The sequence below is a fragment of the uncultured Methanobrevibacter sp. genome (genome assembly GCF_900314615.1).
Lineage (GTDB): Archaea > Methanobacteriota > Methanobacteria > Methanobacteriales > Methanobacteriaceae > Methanocatella.
This window is the reverse complement of sequence record NZ_OMWA01000021.1, coordinates 1-16813: the sequence shown is the minus strand read 5'-3', so window position 1 is coordinate 16813 and position 16813 is coordinate 1. Positions and strand designations below refer to the sequence as shown.

Genomic DNA, 16813 nt, shown 5'->3' with positions numbered 1-16813 from the left:
TACACCTTAATTAATTGCATATCATTTATATACTTTAATTAATTAAAAACAAGTTAAAAATTAGTTATTAATTAAATAACAAATTATAGTCTAAAAAAAGGGTCTGTAAGGAAATTGAATTAATTATTAATTATTCCATCAAAATATTTTTAAAAATATCTTCATTAAATTCCAATCCCATCTCATCATAAAATTCATGCAATTTTTTCAAATTAAACAATAGATTAACATTCCCTGACGGTTTAGATTTACAGGAAGTAGTTGTTCGCTTGAATGTTCCAAATTCAGCATACTTATTATTTGAATCATTAGTCATGGTTGTACATCCTTTTTATTAATTGTATATCATTTATGTTTTTATCATTAATATATTTTGATAACAAATCACCGTATATCTCATCACAAATATCTTCAATCTGACCCCCACTTAAGTCAAAATTGTTACTGTAGTTTCTAGCAAGCTTAAAAAGTTCAATTGAAGCAACATTAAATTCGACAAGATATTCACCATGATTCCCTTTAGCTTTAAAAATCCAAAACCAATCCTTTCCAGAAATCAATTCATAATCTTCAAAATCCCTTTTCAAAATTCCAAAATTTTTACCGGAGGGAGGTGAAAAAGCAGAAATCGGATGATTATGAAGAGATGCAACATTATGGCCTTCAAATTCACCATCTTCAAAATCTATCTGCACTTTATTCATCTCCCCTTTCCCGCATTTAAGAATTTCACCAGTGATAAAATCAAAATAAATAACCCATTCATAATTCAACATGGCTGTTTTTCTAATAAACTCATCAACCGTTTTAAAAGCACCTTCACCAAATTCAGAAGGCAAATCAGATGGTTTAATTGAGGCAACATTATTAATTTTCAATTTTTCGTAATCTGTTAAATCGACACCGACATTCACCAAATTAGTTAATAAAACTAAAATACATACAATAATATTCTTTATTTTCATGAGATTAAGTTTAGTTTAAATATTAAATAAGAGTTTATTTTTAAATTAAATAGAAAATAACTTAATAAATGGTTTTTTAAAAGCAATTTTACAGTATAAAATCAATTTAATACATTCAACACAATTTTGATGAAAATTTAGCCCAATCATTTCAAAACACGATGAACCAAAGATTGCTCCAACTAACGAAAACTTCAAAATAAAACATGATCCGATTAAAATTAAAAATAAATATATAAAATTATTAATTTAATGAAAAACAAGTTAAAAATTAGTTATAAATCAAATAACAAATTATAGTGAAAAAAAAGAAAAAATAAAACAAGGAAATCTATACGATTCCTTGTGCGGGAATTGAGTGGAACCACCCTACTTTGAAAAAAAATATTGAATAATACATCACAAAAAATGAAAACATCAATCGTCCAATGAATATTCCTCAATAATTTTTTCAAAAATATTTTCATCAAATTCCAAACCCATCATCTGATGAAATGCGCGTAACCTATCTATTCCGGATAATGTATATGGATCTGCAATGCGTTCATCAATTATCCTGAGTTCTTCGGGAGTTCTCGGTTTTTTTCGACATGAAAAATTGGCAAATTTTTCGTTTGTATTAATAGTCATGGTTTATACTCCTTTTTAGTTAATTGTATATCATTTATATTTTTATAATTTATATAATTTGACAGCACCACACCATACATAATATCACAGACATCATATGCTTTTTCACTATCACCATACTTTTTCCTACAATAATCCTGACAGGAGTCTAAGAGCAAATCCGCATATAACTTTAGCTCCACATTTAATTTCATATCTACATCAGCAGCTTTTAAAATCCACAAACAATCAAATCCTGCAATCAATTCAAAGTCTTCAAAACTTCTCAATAGAATGCCAAAATTATTTCCAGAGGGAGGAGAATAAACATCAGCAGGATGATTATGAATTGAAGCAACATGATGTCCGTCAAATTCACCCTCTTCAAAATTTAAAGATACATTATCATTTCCTCCTTTTTTTTGCATTTAAGAATTCCACCCGTAATATATAATCAAAATAAATAACCCATTCGCAATCAAGATAATGCGTCTTTTTAATGAACTCATCGACAATTTTAAAAGCACCTTCACCAAATTCCAAAGGCAAATCCGTCAGATTAATTGAAGGAACATTATTAATTTTTAAATTTGCATATTCTTTAAAATCAACATCAATGTTTATCAAATTTGTTAGCAAAACTACAATACATATAATAATATTCTTAATTTTCATGAACTTAATTTTAGTTTGAAAGTTAAATAACTCTTTATTTTTAAATTAAATAGAAATTAACTTAATAAATGGTTTTTTAAATGTAATTTTGTATTATTAACACAATTTTATGCAGTTAAATCAATTTAATTAAAATTTACATCAATTATTTCCAAACACGATGATATACCCCACCTAATGAAAATATAATATAAACCATTAAAAATAAGAAATGATGATTAAAACCTTACACTCAATAATTAAAATATATAACCTATGTACCAAATATATTACATTAAAGTTTAGATTACACAGGTGTAAATATGAATTTAAAGAAGATTTTTTTAATCGGCATTCTCATTTTAATTCTAACAATCACAGCCGTGAATGCGGCCGATGAAAATGCCACACAGGAATTGACGGTTGAACCTGCAGATGACCTTCAAATGACAGATGCAGGTTCTGAAATTGGCATAAATGATGGAGATGTTGAAGTCATAGGTCCCGATGAGCTATTTTTTGAAAATAGCAATCGGTTTGACATCAAATCCAAGGCAGGTTCAGGTGATGGCATGGTCATTGCTCACATCAATAACAGCACAGGAACCTATGTAAACATATATAACAGTTCACAGGATAGCGTGACTCCGTTTGAAATTGAAATTAAGGAGCCTGGAAGTTATGTTTTGGACTTTGAGCTTTTACAAAATGGAAATAACTACCCGTTAAAAACCTTCAATTATAATGTAAGCAAATTCGATTTAAGAGCGGAACATAGTTTCACTGTTGGCGATGTCTACAAGGAGATTCTTGTTTATATGCCTAAAGGGGCCAGCGGAACTCTTGAAGCCATTGTCGGCGGCAAAACAGACAAGCGCACAGTGATACCAAACGGAGGATACGTTTCTTTTGATGAATTGGGCAAAATCAATCTGGGAAAAAATAAGGTTGTATTAAGGTTCAATGCAGATTCCAAAAGCAAATACAAAAGCCAAACATTGACAAAGGAGATAATGGTGCTTCCTACAATTGAATATTGGTGGAAAGTTGAATACTTATCCGATAAGGGCTTCAATGTGTATGCTCCAGGCCTAACCGGCGTATTCAATATCACAATCGACGGAAAGCATTACAAAACGGTTGAAGTCAAGGACGAAGCTGCAGTTCAGGCATCCAATCTGAGTCTGGGAAAGCATTCCTTCGCTGCAGAGTTTATCGTCGATGAATATTCAACCAGCCGTGAAGGCGATTTTGATGTCGTTCCAGATTTCATTGTTCCCAGCTTTGTAAAAGAAGGAGAAGACAATCACATGACAGTTATCCTTCCGGATGATTCTTGCGGCAATCTTGTTGTCCTATTGAACAAAAAGGAATTATATAAAAACGATAATGCAAGCGGCGTTATAGATATTCCTTTAAAGGGTCTTGAACATTACAACACTATTGATGTGAACTACACTGAAGGCGAATATTCCTTTGATGATTTTTTCCTCATAACATGTACCAAAAATTCTCCAGACTGGAATATGAAACTTGATTTGGAAAGCATAATTTCATTGGACAAAGATGTCAACGACAATTATTTCTATTTAAACACTCCTGATGATTATGACGGCGATATAAAGGCATTCATCGATGGAAAAGAGACATATCCGAGTAAGGCATTTAATTTTACAGGATATGGTATGATAGATGATAAGAATTATGGAAATTTGGCATATACCGCTTACGAGTTCAGCATCAAGAATTTGAAGTTAGGCAAACATACCCTGACTGTCGTAGCCGACAGCAGCAATTATTACAAACCCGTTAACAGGACAGCCAAATTCACTGCAACCAATATGAATGTGCGTTTTAACAGTTTGTGGTACGATATGGAAAACTGGGATGTTAACCTTCCATCCGGTGCAACAGGCAGCCTCAAGTTTTATGTTGATGGTAAGCTCGTAGATACACAAAAAGGCATTGGAACATTATTCAGAATGCCTAAAAACACCAAATTTGGCGAACACACTCTAAAGTTCACCTACACTGGAGACAAGAAATATCCAAAAGAGACAATAACTAAAAAAATCAGCTACACATACCATTACTACCCTAGATACAGAAACTGGCTGTTTTTCAACGACCAACAGCTTGTGGAAGGAAACAAGAACATATTGTCATTTTCAGGACCTTCCGATTTCAAGGGAACTGTTTCCATTACAATTGCCGGTGAAAAGATTTCCAAAAAAGTCAATGGAGGAGATGTCGAATTTGACTTGTCCAAGTTCAAGGCGGGCACCTACACAGTTAAAGTGGAATCTTCCGGAAGCGGAAAATTCACCAAACAGTCATATTACCTCTATGATTTTGAAATATTACCTAAAGTGGTGAATATTAAAGCCAGTGCCAATAGCATATATTATGACGGATATTACACCATAAAGGTTACTTATATAAACGGCAGCGCTGCAAAAAACGTTCCTGTTGACATATTGTTTGGCGGATACACTTATCTTGAAAAGACCAATGACAATGGCATTGTAAAAATCAGGATATATGAACCGAAGCCTGGAAAATGTGACCTGACAATCACTTCCAAATACTCAAAGGTTGAAAAATATGTTAAAGTAAAACACATTGTATCACTGTCTTCCGTGAAGGTTAAGCGTTCAGCCAAAAAGCTGGTCCTGACTGCCGCTTTGAAAAAGGGGAAAACTCCTATTTCCGGCAAAAAGGTAACCTTCAAGTTCAACGGAAAAGTCGTTGGCAAAGTAAAAACCAATTCAAAAGGCATTGCAAAAGTAACCATCAAATCAAATGTTCTTAAGCAGCTGAAAGTAGGTAAAAAAGTAACTTATCAGGTAGCCTACAAAAAGGATTCAGTTAAAAGGACCGTTAAAGTTTTAGGATAGGAAATTAATTTTTTCCTATTTTTTCTTATTTTTGAACCAACCAATTGTTTATGGATGGCCCTTCAAAAGCTGATATCAATTAAAAAAGCCAGTATCTTAAATAAAACTTGAATAAATTAAAAAAAAGAAAAAATAAACAAGGAAATCTATACGATTCCTTGTGCGTTCATTGCGTCAACTACTTTCTTGAATCCTGCAATGTTTGCTCCTGCAACATAGTTTTTGTCCATGTCGTATTCAGCAGCAGCTTCTGCAACATTTGCAAAGATAGTTTCCATAATGTTTTGAAGTTTGCCGTCAACTTCTTCGAAACTCCAGGATAATCTTTCGGAGTTCTGTGACATTTCAAGAGCGGAAGTAGCTACTCCACCAGCGTTTGAAGCTTTACCTGGTGCGAATAAAACACCGTTTTCCTGTAAGTATTCGGTTGCTTCAATGGTGGTAGGCATGTTTGCTCCTTCAGCAACAGCGAAAATACCATTTTCAACTAATGCTTTTGCATCTTCTAATTGTAATTCGTTTTGAGTTGCGCAAGGTAGAGCAATATCAGCTTTAACAGTCCATACGCCTTTTCCTTCGTGGTATTCAGCGGATGGTCTTGCTTCTGCGTAAGCGGTTAATCTTTCACGTCTTACTTCTTTAACTTCTTTTAATAATTCAACATCAATTCCTTCAGGATCATAAATCCAACCGGTTGAATCGGAACAGGTTACAGGTTTACCGCCTAATTGCTGAGCTTTTTCGATTGCGTAAATAGCTACGTTACCTGCACCGGAAACGAGGATGGTTTTTCCTGCAATATCGATGTCGTTTGCTTTTAACATAGCGTTTGTGAAGTATAATAATCCGTATCCGGTAGCTTCAGTTCTTGCTAAAGATCCACCGAAGGATAATCCTTTACCAGTTAATACTCCTTCATATAATCCTTTGATTCTTTTGTATTGTCCGAATAAGAATCCGATTTCTCGGCCACCTACACCGATATCTCCAGCAGGAACGTCAGTGTCAGCACCGATGTATTTGCATAATTCGGTCATGAAACTTTGACAGAATGCCATGATTTCTCTGTCGGATTTTCCTTTAGGGTCAAAGTCGGATCCTCCTTTACCACCGCCGATTGGAAGTCCGGTCAAGGAGTTTTTGAAAATTTGTTCGAAACCTAAGAATTTAATAATACCGACATTTACAGAAGGGTGGAAACGTAATCCGCCTTTGTAAGGTCCGATTGCACTGTTGAACTGTACACGGTATCCGGTGTTGACTTGTACCTGTCCGTTGTCATCGATCCATGGAACACGGAATTTGAGTTGTCTTTCCGGATTGGTTAATCTTTCAAGAAGTGCATTTTTTCTGTATTCTTCTTCATTTTCTTCGATTACAACCCTGAGAGATTCCAATACTTCGCGTACTGCTTGGTGGAATTCTGGTTCTGAAGGGTTTTGTTCAATTATGGTTTCTATTACTTCATCTACGTATGACAAAAATATTCCTCCAAATAAAATTTGAAATTATATCATTAAAGTCTTAACAATATAGTTAATTATTTGAACTTTCTAGTATTTAAATATTTTTCAATTTTTAATAAAATATTAGAATATTATTCATAAAAATTAATGTTTATCTTAAACAAATTATATAAAATTATAAAAAAATTAGGGCATTAAATAATTGTTTTTAGATATTGATTTAAAATGTCTAATTAAATTTGAAAAATTTTATACAAAGTCGGAAAACACCTTCCAACAAAAAAGTTCCGAAGGGTGAAAAATTCCAAATGTACAGTATTCACCACACAGGACATTGAAATCCCGAACAAAAAGCCATATAACAATATAATAATTAAACAAAATTATAATGATTTTGAAAAAGCATATCTCTTTATATACCATTATTTACAAAGTAAAATAAAATGTCTAGAAAAATTAAATTTTGATAGACAAAATAATAAAAAATGGTGAGAATTATGGCAGTCGATAAAATTACCCAAAGCCAGTATGAAACTCTGAAATGCAATTATATGACAAAAAACAGGACAATGTATTCATTATATATGGAATTGAATAATGAAGTGGAAATAACAAGACACCTGTTTTTCCAGCTTATAAACAAAATACGCCATGAAGAGGGCTTAAGCCCCTATTACAAATAAAAAAAAAGAATTTGGATAATATATCCAAATCTAATATTCTACGTGATATCTCAGTATTGCAGCGATTCCACCGAAAGCCCGAAACAACTGCATACCCTCATCAGTTTCAGTGGAAATGAATTCAACATTGGAACTCATCTCTTCAGCCTTTTCAACAAAATAATCGGCAAGGTCTGCAGAACTTTCTTCTTTTAAAAGTTCATTACAGTTAGGACACCTCTCTTCAATCTTGTCTGCTTCAGATTGAGTCTTGACTGTAAATTCCTTGCTGGTCCCACATGAAGGACATACAAAGTTTTTACGCATTGCAGATAAATCTTCAGATAATAAAAGAGTGTCAACCGCACCAATTGTTAAATTAGTTCTTACTTCATCTTCACCGTATGATGCAAGACCCTGGTCTTTTGTAAGCTCGCCTAAAAACTTCTGAACAATCTCTTTTTCATGAATAACATCAAGATCGCTTAGGACAGGCGCTGACTTTTCAATGACCTCACGGATACCGAAATCCCCTGTATAGGAGGTATCTTCAATAGTTAAAATTTTCTGTTTTAACTCGTAGTTTAGATAATCTCCTTCTGCAAAGTCGTTTTTGGTAAAGCCCGGTCCCCCGATAATGATTCCTTTCAAATCATCCTTGAGAGGAAGAAAATCATCGTTCATGTGATCTCCAATACGTTTTAAAAACTCGTGAGCAGCCTGCTCAATTACACGGTCAAACCTTCTCTGGGACTGTCCTCCCGCCTTGTGCTTTCCAGGAACTCCACTGGTAATATGAGTTAAAATGTTAATCTTTTTACCTTTCATTGATGCGATGGTAGCTTCCCTTCTGTCGATTACAGCCACACCGTAGGTATCCCTTTCCTCAATCATGTATTCAAGAGGTTCCAGGAAAAATTCGTTGTTACATTTGTACCAGTATGTTGTAACAGGTTCAGGAGGCTCCAGAACGTAGGTTTCCATTTTTTCTGTACCCGGACCTCCTTTCGGAATCATACCGACGAAGAGCACCAGACCATGTTCCGGAGGCTGTTTGTATAAGCGTATACGTTGTAAAATAACTTCAATAGCAGACTGTACATTCTTTTTTGTTTGTTTACTCTTGATGTTCGCACTCTGACCAAGCTCATCTCTCATGTGCTTACCTACATCACTTAACTGTTTGTCAGGTGGAATATAAACGGAAACAAGCTCTGTACCTCTGCCTCTTTTCTGTGCCAATTCTTTTAATACTTTTTTGAATTCATATAATTCTTTTGATGATACTTCAGCCATGTTATCCCTATAAAAATTAAATTAATATAATAGTAATAAATATCTTTTTAATAATATAAATAACTAATGAAAAAATAGCTATTCTGATAAGATTTCGTCTGCGAATTTATCAAATAAATTTAAATCATCCTGTGAAATCGTTTCTATTTCAAGAAGGTCCATGCCGGTCAGGTCCATTATTTCACGGCCGAGATGAACATAGGTATCGGGATATTCGTTATATCCGAAGATATGCCATATTACATCACCTTCAAATACCATTTCAAGGTACCAGTCATATCCTTCCAGATCATCCGGGTCACGGGTGATGGACTTTTTGTGATAATCCCTGAAAATCCACATGTAAACATGATATCTGGAAAGCAGATTCAAAATCCTCTCCTCATCGCCGGATGTCATCTCTTTTTCAATATATCCCCGAATTGTCTTATCTGTGAAGTTTACAATCAGACGGGGATTTGGAATGTCATAAGGATATGCCCTGTAATGGCCGAACTCGATTGTTTTGATATTGAGCCTATTCCCATCACGATAGATGCCGTCTTTTCTGATTTCATGATATAAGGGTGTTGCGAGATGTTTTTGATAATTGAGATGGAGAACGTCAAAAGAAACCAGCTCATATAACATCTCACCGAAGCGTGTCCAGTTTTTGGGAAAGTTATTCTTGAAGCTGTACTCATAATATCCGTCAGTCGCATAGATTATGACAATGCAGGAATAAATCACTTCTAGTTTTTCAAAATAGAGAAACTTTTCGCTTTCAAAATCATCAAATAATTTCAGCTGTCTGAAATCATGTAGAAACTTATCGGCCTTTTTAAAATCAAATGTGCGGATTTCACTGGTCATTCTGGTTCTCAAATCCACTAAAATATCAGTCCATGAACTGTCGCAAAGAGGATTTTCAGATAAAAACTTGTCACCGCTTCCACGCTCGGAAATTTTATAATATGCAGAATTATTTAAAAAATCAATTGTAAGACATTCATAATGCCTGTTAAGGCGCTTAAAATTAAAACGTTGCGTGATTTCTATTTTTTCAATCATGACTATCCTCTGAAAAATAATTCCAATTAATTATTTCTCATATGCTCATAATATAATTGTCGATATGAAAGATTTGAAAAATGGAAACTATTTTAATCTTTTAAAATCAAATTTTAATTATAACAAATTCATTGGTGAGTAAATGGCGAAAGTAAAGTCGGAGGTTAATGAGGATTTATGCGTTTCGTGCGGATGCTGTCTTAAGGTTTGTCCTAAAGAGGCAATAGAAGTTAAAAACGGAATGTATGCAAGAGTTGATGAAAATTTATGTATAGGATGCGGAAAGTGTGTAGTGGAATGTCCGGCATCAGTAATCGAAGGACAACATCCGAAAAAGCAAAACAGAATCAGATTCGAAAAGTGGTATGATTACCTGTGGATTTTTTCCATCGTTTATTTCGCTTTAGGATTTTTCAACATAATATTTGCATGGCTTGGAATGATATGCTTTATCACACCATTGCTTTTTGCAATATTTAAAGGAAACAAAGGATTCTGCAATCGTTATTGTGATAGAGGTCAACTTCTGGGCCTAATCGGAGGACGTATAGGATTATCCAGAAAAAAAGATATTCCGAAATGGCTGGCATCAAAGGCGTTCAGATACGGATTTCTGATATTTTTCTTTGCAATGTTTTTTGTAATGCTCTGGAATACATACCTTGTATTTGCAGGTGCAAAAAGCCTGACACAGGCAATTACAGTTTTATGGACCATTAATGTTCCTTGGATGTGGGCATATCATGGAAATGTAATAGCTCCATGGGTTTCACAGTTTGCATTCGGTTTTTACAGCGTAATGCTTACATCAACAATACTTGGACTGGTGACCATGATTCTGTTCAAACCGAGATCATGGTGCGTATACTGTCCTATGGGAACAATGACACAGGCAATCTGTAAAGTTGAAAACAAAATCAAAAACAGATGAAATATCCGAAGAAATATTAAACAAATAATATAAAAAACTTTAATAAGTTAATTGTCTTAATTAATTACTAAGTGATAGTATGGTTTTAAGAAGATGCCCGCAGTGCGGTTCAACAAGCGATGATACATATGGATTTTGTATAAAATGCGGTTATGAATTTCCAAAAATAGAAATTGACGAAAACACCTGCCCGTTGTGCGGATATAAAAATCCTGATGAAGCGGATTTCTGCGTCAAATGCGGCACACCACTTGTTATAAAACAGAATATGGAAAACAGCGGCATGGTCCCGCCAATCGTTGTTAAAAAGCCTAACGGCGAGACAAACATGATAAATCCTATTGTCGTTAAAAAAGAGGTCAGTCCTCAGATGCCTATAAGCACATTTGAAAAGATTCTGATATTTTTCGGATACGTTTTCTCAATTTTAGGAGGAATCTTAGGCCTTATAATAGGAATAATTCTTTCAACCAGGAAAAATCCAAGAGTCAAAAGACATGGACATATCCAGCTTGCGATATTCGGATTTTATGTAGTGCTTATTGCAATACTGTTTTTAACCGGACAGCTCGACACAACCATGCTTACAAACTACACCCAGCTATTCAACGGGAATTTTACCAGACTCTAATTTAAGATACATTAAAATGGCACCATCACCGTTCTCATAATATCCAGGAACCGTACGGTCAATCCTAAAGCCGAAACTTTTGTAAAACTCAACCGCACCATGATTGTTTTCATTCACTTCCAGATATACAGTATCAAGCTTTAAAAGTGAAAGAATTGCAATTGCCTTTACCAGAAGCTTTGTACCTGCCCCGCCACGGCGATAGTTCTTGTCAACGGCAATTGAGATGATATGGCCCTGATTTTCATATTTTATCCAGAAGATGACATATCCTATTACATATCCAAGCTCTTCAGCTACAAGAAAACCTACTCCCATTTCATAGAGTCCCTGAAATACCTCGATTCCATAGGACTGGTCAAATGACATGGATTCTATTTCATGAACCCTTTTCAAATCTTCGGGAGTGAACTTTCGAATATTCATACTAGAATAAATTATTAAAAACAAATTATTTAATAGTTTGTATAGAATAATATACAATAGAGGAGTGAACATGTGGCAAGATTTTAAGGATTATATTTTAAGTGAAATCGCCGGAAGAGAAGTTAAAATCGCAGAAATTGCCGTTGGGAGATTCCCGCAGATTGCAGATGAACTTTCAGGCTATGACAACATCACAGTAATAAAAACCGATATTCTGCCTGCAGACGATACAGTAATAAAGGACGACGTTACAAATCCTGATTTAAATCTGTACCGTGACACAGACATAATATATTCCATAAGACCTCCGAGCGAACTTCAGCCACATATTGCAGACCTTGCCGTTAAAGTGGGCTCACAGCTTATAATCAAGCCACTTACAAACGAAGATTTAAATACCGGCAGAGTTAAAATGAAATTAAAAAATTACAACAGAGCCAGTTTCTACATTTTAAGGTGATTTGATGAGTGACATATTATCCGAATACAATACATCAAAAGAAGGTTTGGCACTTAAAGAAGTCGAAAAAAGACAAAAAGAGTACGGCTTAAATGAAATTGTAGAAAAAAAGCCTACTCCGCTGATAGTGCTGTTTTTATCCCAGTTTGCTGACATTCTGATTGCTCTTTTAATTGTTGCTGCAATCGCATCATTTGCAATCGGAGATGTAATCGATGCAGGAGTAATTCTTCTTGCAGTACTTCTAAACACAATCTTCGGTTTCATCCAGGAGTACAGATCACAAAAGGCAATGGAAAGCCTCAAGGGACTTGTATCCAAAATGGCGATTGTGAGAAGAGAAGGTGAAGTTAAAGAAATTGACGCCAAAGAACTTACAGTCGGAGACATTGTCGTTCTGGAAGAGGGAATTAAAGTACCTGCAGATTTGATTTTAATTCAAACAAATCAGCTGAGCTGTGATGAATCAGGTCTTACCGGAGAGTCTGAAGCTGTAAAAAAAGAAGCAGAAGACATGATATATATGGATTCCAATGTTGTGAGCGGAAACGCACTGGGAGTTGTCAAAAACATTGGAATGCAGACAGAAATCGGAAAGATTGCAGATATCGTTCAGGAGGATGATGAGGAAACTCCTCTTGCAAAGCGTGTAGGAAGACTTGGAAAAATACTTTCCGGAATCGCAATTGCAGTTTGTATTGCCATTTTTATTCTGGAAATGGCTCAGGGCGTTCCTATTGTAGAGACATTCATGACAGCTGTTTCACTTGCTGTTGCTGCAATTCCAGAAGGGCTTCCTGCAGTGCTTACCCTGACACTTGCACTTGGAATGAACGAAATGGCAAAGTCAAACGCAATTGTCAAAAAGCTCCTGTCAGTAGAGACATTAGGTTCATGTACAATAATCTGCAGTGACAAGACAGGTACACTTACCGAAAACAAAATGACTGTAGTTGAGAGTTATTACACAAACAGGGACAAAACACATCTTATCGGAAAATTGTGCAACAATGCAGTCATTTCAGGTGAAAATATTATCGGAGACCAGACCGATGCAGCGATACTCACATACTGCAAGGACCATGAAAGCGAACTTGAGAGAGTGGATGAAATCCCTCTTGACAGCAATCGTAAAATGATGACTACTATACATAGACTGGACGGTGAAAATAACATAATCCTGTCAAAAGGTGCTCCAGAAATAATTCTAGATAAATGCAAATACATAGATAATGATGGAAGTATTGAAATACTTGACGGTAAAACAAAGGAAACAATACTTGAAAAAATTGATGAAATGAGCGGACATGCTCTGAGGGTAATCGGATGCGCATACAAAATCAGGGATGAAAATGATGTGGAAAAAGACATGACATTTACCGGAATGCTCGGACTGATTGACCCTCCTAAAAAGGATGCTAAAAAATCCGTAAAAGAGTGTATCGATGCGGGAATAAAGGTTATAATGATTACCGGAGACCACCAGAAGACCGCAACAGCGATTGCAGAAAACCTAGGAATACTTACAACAGGTCAAGTCATTACAGGTGCTGAACTTGAGGCGCTTTCAGATGAGGAATATCTGAAAAGAGCCGAAGACATTCAGGTCTATGCAAGGGTAAAGCCTGCACAGAAAATGAAAATTGTTGAAACACTTAAAAAACTCGGCAATATCGTTGCAATGACAGGTGACGGTGTAAACGATGCGCCAGCACTTAAAAGGGCATCAATCGGTGTTGCAATGGGCGGGGGAACTGACGTTGCAAAAGAGGCATCAGACATGATCGTTCAAAACGATGACTTTACAACAATCGTTACAGCAATCGAAAGCGGAAGGAAAATCTATGACAACATCAAGAGATTTGTAAAGTATCAGGTTTCAACTAACGTCGGAGCGATTCTTACAATTGTGGGAACATCCCTTCTTAATCTGCCTCTTCCTTTCAATCCGGCACAGCTTTTATGGCTGAATATAGTTATGGACGGACCTCCTGCACAGATGCTCGGTATCGAGGGTGCTGAAAGGGACATCATGAAAAGGTCTCCTGAAGTTGGAGACATTCTAACTAAAAACATTCTGATGCAGATACTATTTTTAGGAATAGTAATGGCTGTGGGAACCATATGCGTATTCTACTACAAGATTTCACAGGGAGCATCAACAAGAAATGCAATGACTGTTGCGTTTACATTGTTTGTAGTCTATCAGCTTTTAAACACTTTCAACGGAAGGGCCAATTCAGAAAAGTCAAGCAAATATTTATATCTTGGAATTCTGATTTCATTCCTGCTCCAGCTTCTTATATTGTACATACCTCAGCTTCAGATAATATTCAGAACAACAGCAATAGGTCTTGTTGACTGGGTTATTATCATTGTGGTATCCTCTACAATACTGATTGCTCAAAAGATTATGAACAGGGTGATGAAATGAAAGTGATTTTACTGGGAGGAACCAAGGACTCGACAAATATCATTAGTCATCTTAAAAAAAACTATGATGTTTTCATCCTCACTACAACAACAACAGAATACGGTGCAAGACTTGCCCAGGAAGCCGGAAGTGACGAGACAATTGCAAGGCCTCTTTTAAAGGATGAAATCATAAGCATCATTAAAGAAAATGAATTTGATATTTTAATTGATGCAACCCATCCCTTTGCAGAACACATCACACAGACCAGTGCAAGCATAGCAAAAGAACTTGAAATGCCATATATTCGCTTTGAAAGACCTATCACCAACCTTGAAAACATTGACACATCACATATCCGTTACGTAAAATCATTTGACGATGCAGGAAAATTGATTGAAAATGAATTCGTTAAAGGAAATGTGCTGCATTTTGCAGGAGCCAACACCATGGCAGATATCGTGAAATACGTTTCAGTCGAGAGATTCTATCCGAGGATTTTAAAAGTTGAAAGTTCCCTAAAAAAATGCGAAGAGCTTGGAGTCGACGCAGGCCATATCATCCCCATGACAGGTGCCGCAACGCTTGAAGAAAACATTGATCTTATTGAAAAGTATGATGCAAGCGTGATGATAACAAAGGAAAGCGGCGAGATAGGCGGAGTGGTTGAAAAGATTGAAGCTGCAAACATAAAAAATATAGCCGTCATCATGATACAGCGCCCTGAAATCAGAATGTTAGAAAAAAATGACATTGTAAATGATTTAAAAGAGCTTGATAAAAAAATTAAAAGTTTTTAAAAAAAAGTTAAATAAAAAGAACGCCGAGACTGGGATTTGAACCCAGGCGAGGGAAACCTCACAGGATTTCAAGTCCTGCGCCTTACCAGACTAGACTATCTCGGCATATGAAAAGGAATATTTAGAAGGATTCTAAATATTTATCCTTTAAGTTCAATTTCGATACTTACATTATCAGGAACGTTGACTTTCATAACTTGTCTCATAGCACGTTCATCAGCTCCAATACCGATTAAACGTTTATGAATTCTGAGTTCCCATTTTTCCCATGAAGCTTTTCCTTCTCCATCTGGAGATTTTCTTGTTGGGACTACTAATTTTTTAGTAGGAAGTGGAATAGGACCAGATAAGTCAACACCAGTTCTTTCAGCAATTTTTTTGAGTTGATCACAAACGTATGCTAATTTTTCTGGGTCAGTTCCAGTAAGTTTAATTCTTGCTTGATTCATCTATTATCCTCCAAAAAAACAAAAATAAAGAAAGTAAAAGATTACTTTCTAATTAGTTTTTACAAACTTATTTTGCTGGGGTAACGTTAAGACATAAACCTGCAGCAACAGTTTGACCCATATCTCTGATAGCAAATCTACCCATTTGTGGGATTTCTTTTGCGTTTTCGAGACACATTGGTTTGGTAGGTTTAATTTTAACAATAGCTGCGTTACCGGTTTTTAAGAAGTCAGGGTTTTCTTCGTCAACAGCACCAGTAGCAGGGTTTAATTTTTTAGATAATTCTAAGAAAGTACATGCTACTTGAGAAGTGTGACAGTGGAATACAGGAGTGTATCCAACGGTGATTACACCAGGGTGTTGTAAAACAACAATTTGTGCGTCGAATTCTTTTGCTACGGTAGGAGCACTGTCAGTGTGTCCTGCTACGTCTCCTCTTCTGATATCGTTTTTACCTACACCTCTTACGTTGAATCCGATGTTGTCACCAGGTTCAGCTACTTCAAATTGTTCGTGGTGCATTTCGATAGATTTAACTTCTCCTGAAGCTCCAGCTGGTTCAAAGATAACGTTTTCACCTTTTTTCATTACACCAGTTTCAACTCTTCCTACAGGAACGGTACCTACACCAGTAATGGAGTATACGTCTTGAATAGGAATTCTTAAAGGTAAGTTGGTTGGTTTATCAGGTGCAGTTAATGCATCTAATGCTTCGAGTAATGTAGGTCCTTTGTACCAGGAAGTGTTGGAAGATGCTTCAGTAATGTTGTCCCCTTGGAAAGCAGATAATGGGATGAAAGGTACGTCAGCAGGGTTGAATCCTACAGTTTTGATTAAGTTTGATACTTCTTCTTTTAATTCGTTGAATTTGTCTTCGGAGTAATCAACAATATCCATTTTGTTGATTGCAATGATTAATTGGTTAATACCTAAAGTTTTGGATAAGAACACGTGTTCTTTGGTTTGTGGCATTACACCGTCGTCAGCTGCTACTACTAATACACCTGCGTCTGCTTGGGAAGCACCAGTGATCATGTTTTTAACGAAGTCTCTGTGTCCTGGGCAGTCTACTACAGTGTAGTCGTATTTTTTAGTGGAGAATT

Annotated in this window: 18 protein-coding genes and 1 tRNA gene; 7 read left to right on the top strand and 12 right to left on the bottom strand. The window is 35.7% G+C overall.

What is annotated here, in order from left to right; genetic code table 11:
- Window positions 1-130: 130 nt before the first annotated feature.
- From QZN33_RS07825 to QZN33_RS07805, 5 genes are all read right to left on the bottom strand, one after another.
- The gene (locus QZN33_RS07825) at window positions 131-316 is read right to left on the bottom strand and encodes a hypothetical protein (RefSeq protein WP_296790701.1); all 186 of its coding nucleotides are present in this window, start codon (window positions 314-316) and stop codon (window positions 131-133) included.
- Entirely contained in the window at window positions 309-965 is a 657-nt protein-coding gene (locus QZN33_RS07820; protein ID WP_296790699.1) for a hypothetical protein, read from the bottom strand. Before QZN33_RS07820 ends, QZN33_RS07825 begins: the two co-directional genes overlap by 8 nt.
- A 417-nt stretch (window positions 966-1382) precedes the next feature.
- A complete protein-coding gene (locus QZN33_RS07815) occupies window positions 1383-1595 on the bottom strand; it encodes a hypothetical protein (protein WP_296790697.1) in 213 nt (70 codons plus the stop codon).
- Complete coding sequence (locus QZN33_RS07810) at window positions 1592-2002, bottom strand: hypothetical protein (RefSeq protein ID WP_296790696.1); 411 nt, start codon at window positions 2000-2002, stop codon at window positions 1592-1594. Before QZN33_RS07810 ends, QZN33_RS07815 begins: the two co-directional genes overlap by 4 nt.
- Window positions 1980-2249 (bottom strand): hypothetical protein, encoded by a 270-nt coding sequence (locus QZN33_RS07805; protein ID WP_296790694.1) that lies wholly within the window; start codon window positions 2247-2249, stop codon window positions 1980-1982. The genes QZN33_RS07810 and QZN33_RS07805 overlap by 23 nt, the downstream gene beginning before the upstream one ends.
- A 302-nt stretch (window positions 2250-2551) precedes the next feature.
- On the opposite strand from QZN33_RS07805, the gene QZN33_RS07800 reads away from it, so the two are divergent.
- Window positions 2552-5125 carry a hypothetical protein gene (locus QZN33_RS07800; RefSeq protein ID WP_296790692.1) on the top strand — a complete coding sequence of 858 codons (2574 nt, stop codon included), beginning with the start codon at window positions 2552-2554 and terminating at the stop codon, window positions 5123-5125.
- A 146-nt stretch (window positions 5126-5271) separates the two neighbouring features.
- On the opposite strand, the gene gdhA is transcribed toward QZN33_RS07800, so the two are convergent.
- Window positions 5272-6606 carry an NADP-specific glutamate dehydrogenase gene (gene gdhA / locus QZN33_RS07795; protein ID WP_296790690.1) on the bottom strand — a complete coding sequence of 445 codons (1335 nt, stop codon included), beginning with the start codon at window positions 6604-6606 and terminating at the stop codon, window positions 5272-5274.
- Window positions 6607-7088: 482 nt separating this feature from the next.
- Between gdhA and QZN33_RS07790 the strand changes: the two genes are divergently transcribed.
- Window positions 7089-7274: a hypothetical protein gene (locus tag QZN33_RS07790; RefSeq protein ID WP_296790687.1), complete on the top strand. Its 186-nt coding sequence runs from the start codon at window positions 7089-7091 to the stop codon at window positions 7272-7274.
- A gap of 30 nt (window positions 7275-7304) precedes the next feature.
- Here the strand turns inward: QZN33_RS07790 and prf1 are convergent, their stop codons facing one another.
- A complete protein-coding gene (gene prf1, locus QZN33_RS07785; protein ID WP_296790685.1) occupies window positions 7305-8549 on the bottom strand; it encodes a peptide chain release factor aRF-1 in 1245 nt (414 codons plus the stop codon).
- 78 nt (window positions 8550-8627) lie between these two features.
- The gene (locus QZN33_RS07780; RefSeq protein WP_296790683.1) at window positions 8628-9599 is read right to left on the bottom strand and encodes a hypothetical protein; all 972 of its coding nucleotides are present in this window, start codon (window positions 9597-9599) and stop codon (window positions 8628-8630) included.
- Window positions 9600-9741: 142 nt separating this feature from the next.
- Between QZN33_RS07780 and QZN33_RS07775 the strand changes: the two genes are divergently transcribed.
- Together QZN33_RS07775 and QZN33_RS07770 are read left to right on the top strand one after the other, a co-directional pair.
- Window positions 9742-10530, top strand: coding sequence for a 4Fe-4S binding protein (locus QZN33_RS07775; RefSeq protein ID WP_296790682.1), 789 nt, complete (start codon window positions 9742-9744; stop codon window positions 10528-10530).
- A 79-nt stretch (window positions 10531-10609) separates the two neighbouring features.
- Window positions 10610-11161, top strand: a complete 552-nt coding sequence (locus QZN33_RS07770) for a zinc ribbon domain-containing protein (protein WP_296790680.1) — start codon at window positions 10610-10612, stop codon at window positions 11159-11161.
- On the opposite strand, the gene QZN33_RS07765 is transcribed toward QZN33_RS07770, so the two are convergent.
- Complete coding sequence (locus tag QZN33_RS07765) at window positions 11132-11587, bottom strand: GNAT family N-acetyltransferase (RefSeq protein ID WP_296790678.1); 456 nt, start codon at window positions 11585-11587, stop codon at window positions 11132-11134. The genes QZN33_RS07770 and QZN33_RS07765 overlap by 30 nt on opposite strands.
- Before the next feature lie 70 nt (window positions 11588-11657).
- On the opposite strand from QZN33_RS07765, the gene QZN33_RS07760 reads away from it, so the two are divergent.
- From QZN33_RS07760 to cobK, 3 genes are read left to right on the top strand one after another with little or no spacing between them, the layout of a single operon-like run.
- Window positions 11658-12047: a UPF0146 family protein gene (locus QZN33_RS07760; protein ID WP_296790676.1), complete on the top strand. Its 390-nt coding sequence runs from the start codon at window positions 11658-11660 to the stop codon at window positions 12045-12047.
- Between the two features lie 4 nt (window positions 12048-12051).
- Window positions 12052-14481, top strand: coding sequence for a cation-translocating P-type ATPase (locus QZN33_RS07755; RefSeq protein ID WP_296790673.1), 2430 nt, complete (start codon window positions 12052-12054; stop codon window positions 14479-14481).
- Window positions 14478-15260 (top strand): precorrin-6A reductase, encoded by a 783-nt coding sequence (gene cobK / locus QZN33_RS07750; RefSeq protein WP_296790671.1) that lies wholly within the window; start codon window positions 14478-14480, stop codon window positions 15258-15260. The genes QZN33_RS07755 and cobK overlap by 4 nt, the downstream gene beginning before the upstream one ends.
- A 21-nt stretch (window positions 15261-15281) precedes the next feature.
- On the opposite strand, the gene QZN33_RS07745 is transcribed toward cobK, so the two are convergent.
- From QZN33_RS07745 to tuf, 3 genes are all read right to left on the bottom strand, one after another.
- Window positions 15282-15365, bottom strand: a tRNA-Ser gene (locus tag QZN33_RS07745).
- A gap of 35 nt (window positions 15366-15400) precedes the next feature.
- Entirely contained in the window at window positions 15401-15709 is a 309-nt protein-coding gene (gene rpsJ, locus QZN33_RS07740; protein WP_042691424.1) for a 30S ribosomal protein S10, read from the bottom strand.
- Window positions 15710-15776: 67 nt separating this feature from the next.
- The coding region (tuf, locus tag QZN33_RS07735; RefSeq protein ID WP_296790669.1) for a translation elongation factor EF-1 subunit alpha at window positions 15777-16813 on the bottom strand (1037 nt) is incomplete at its 5' end.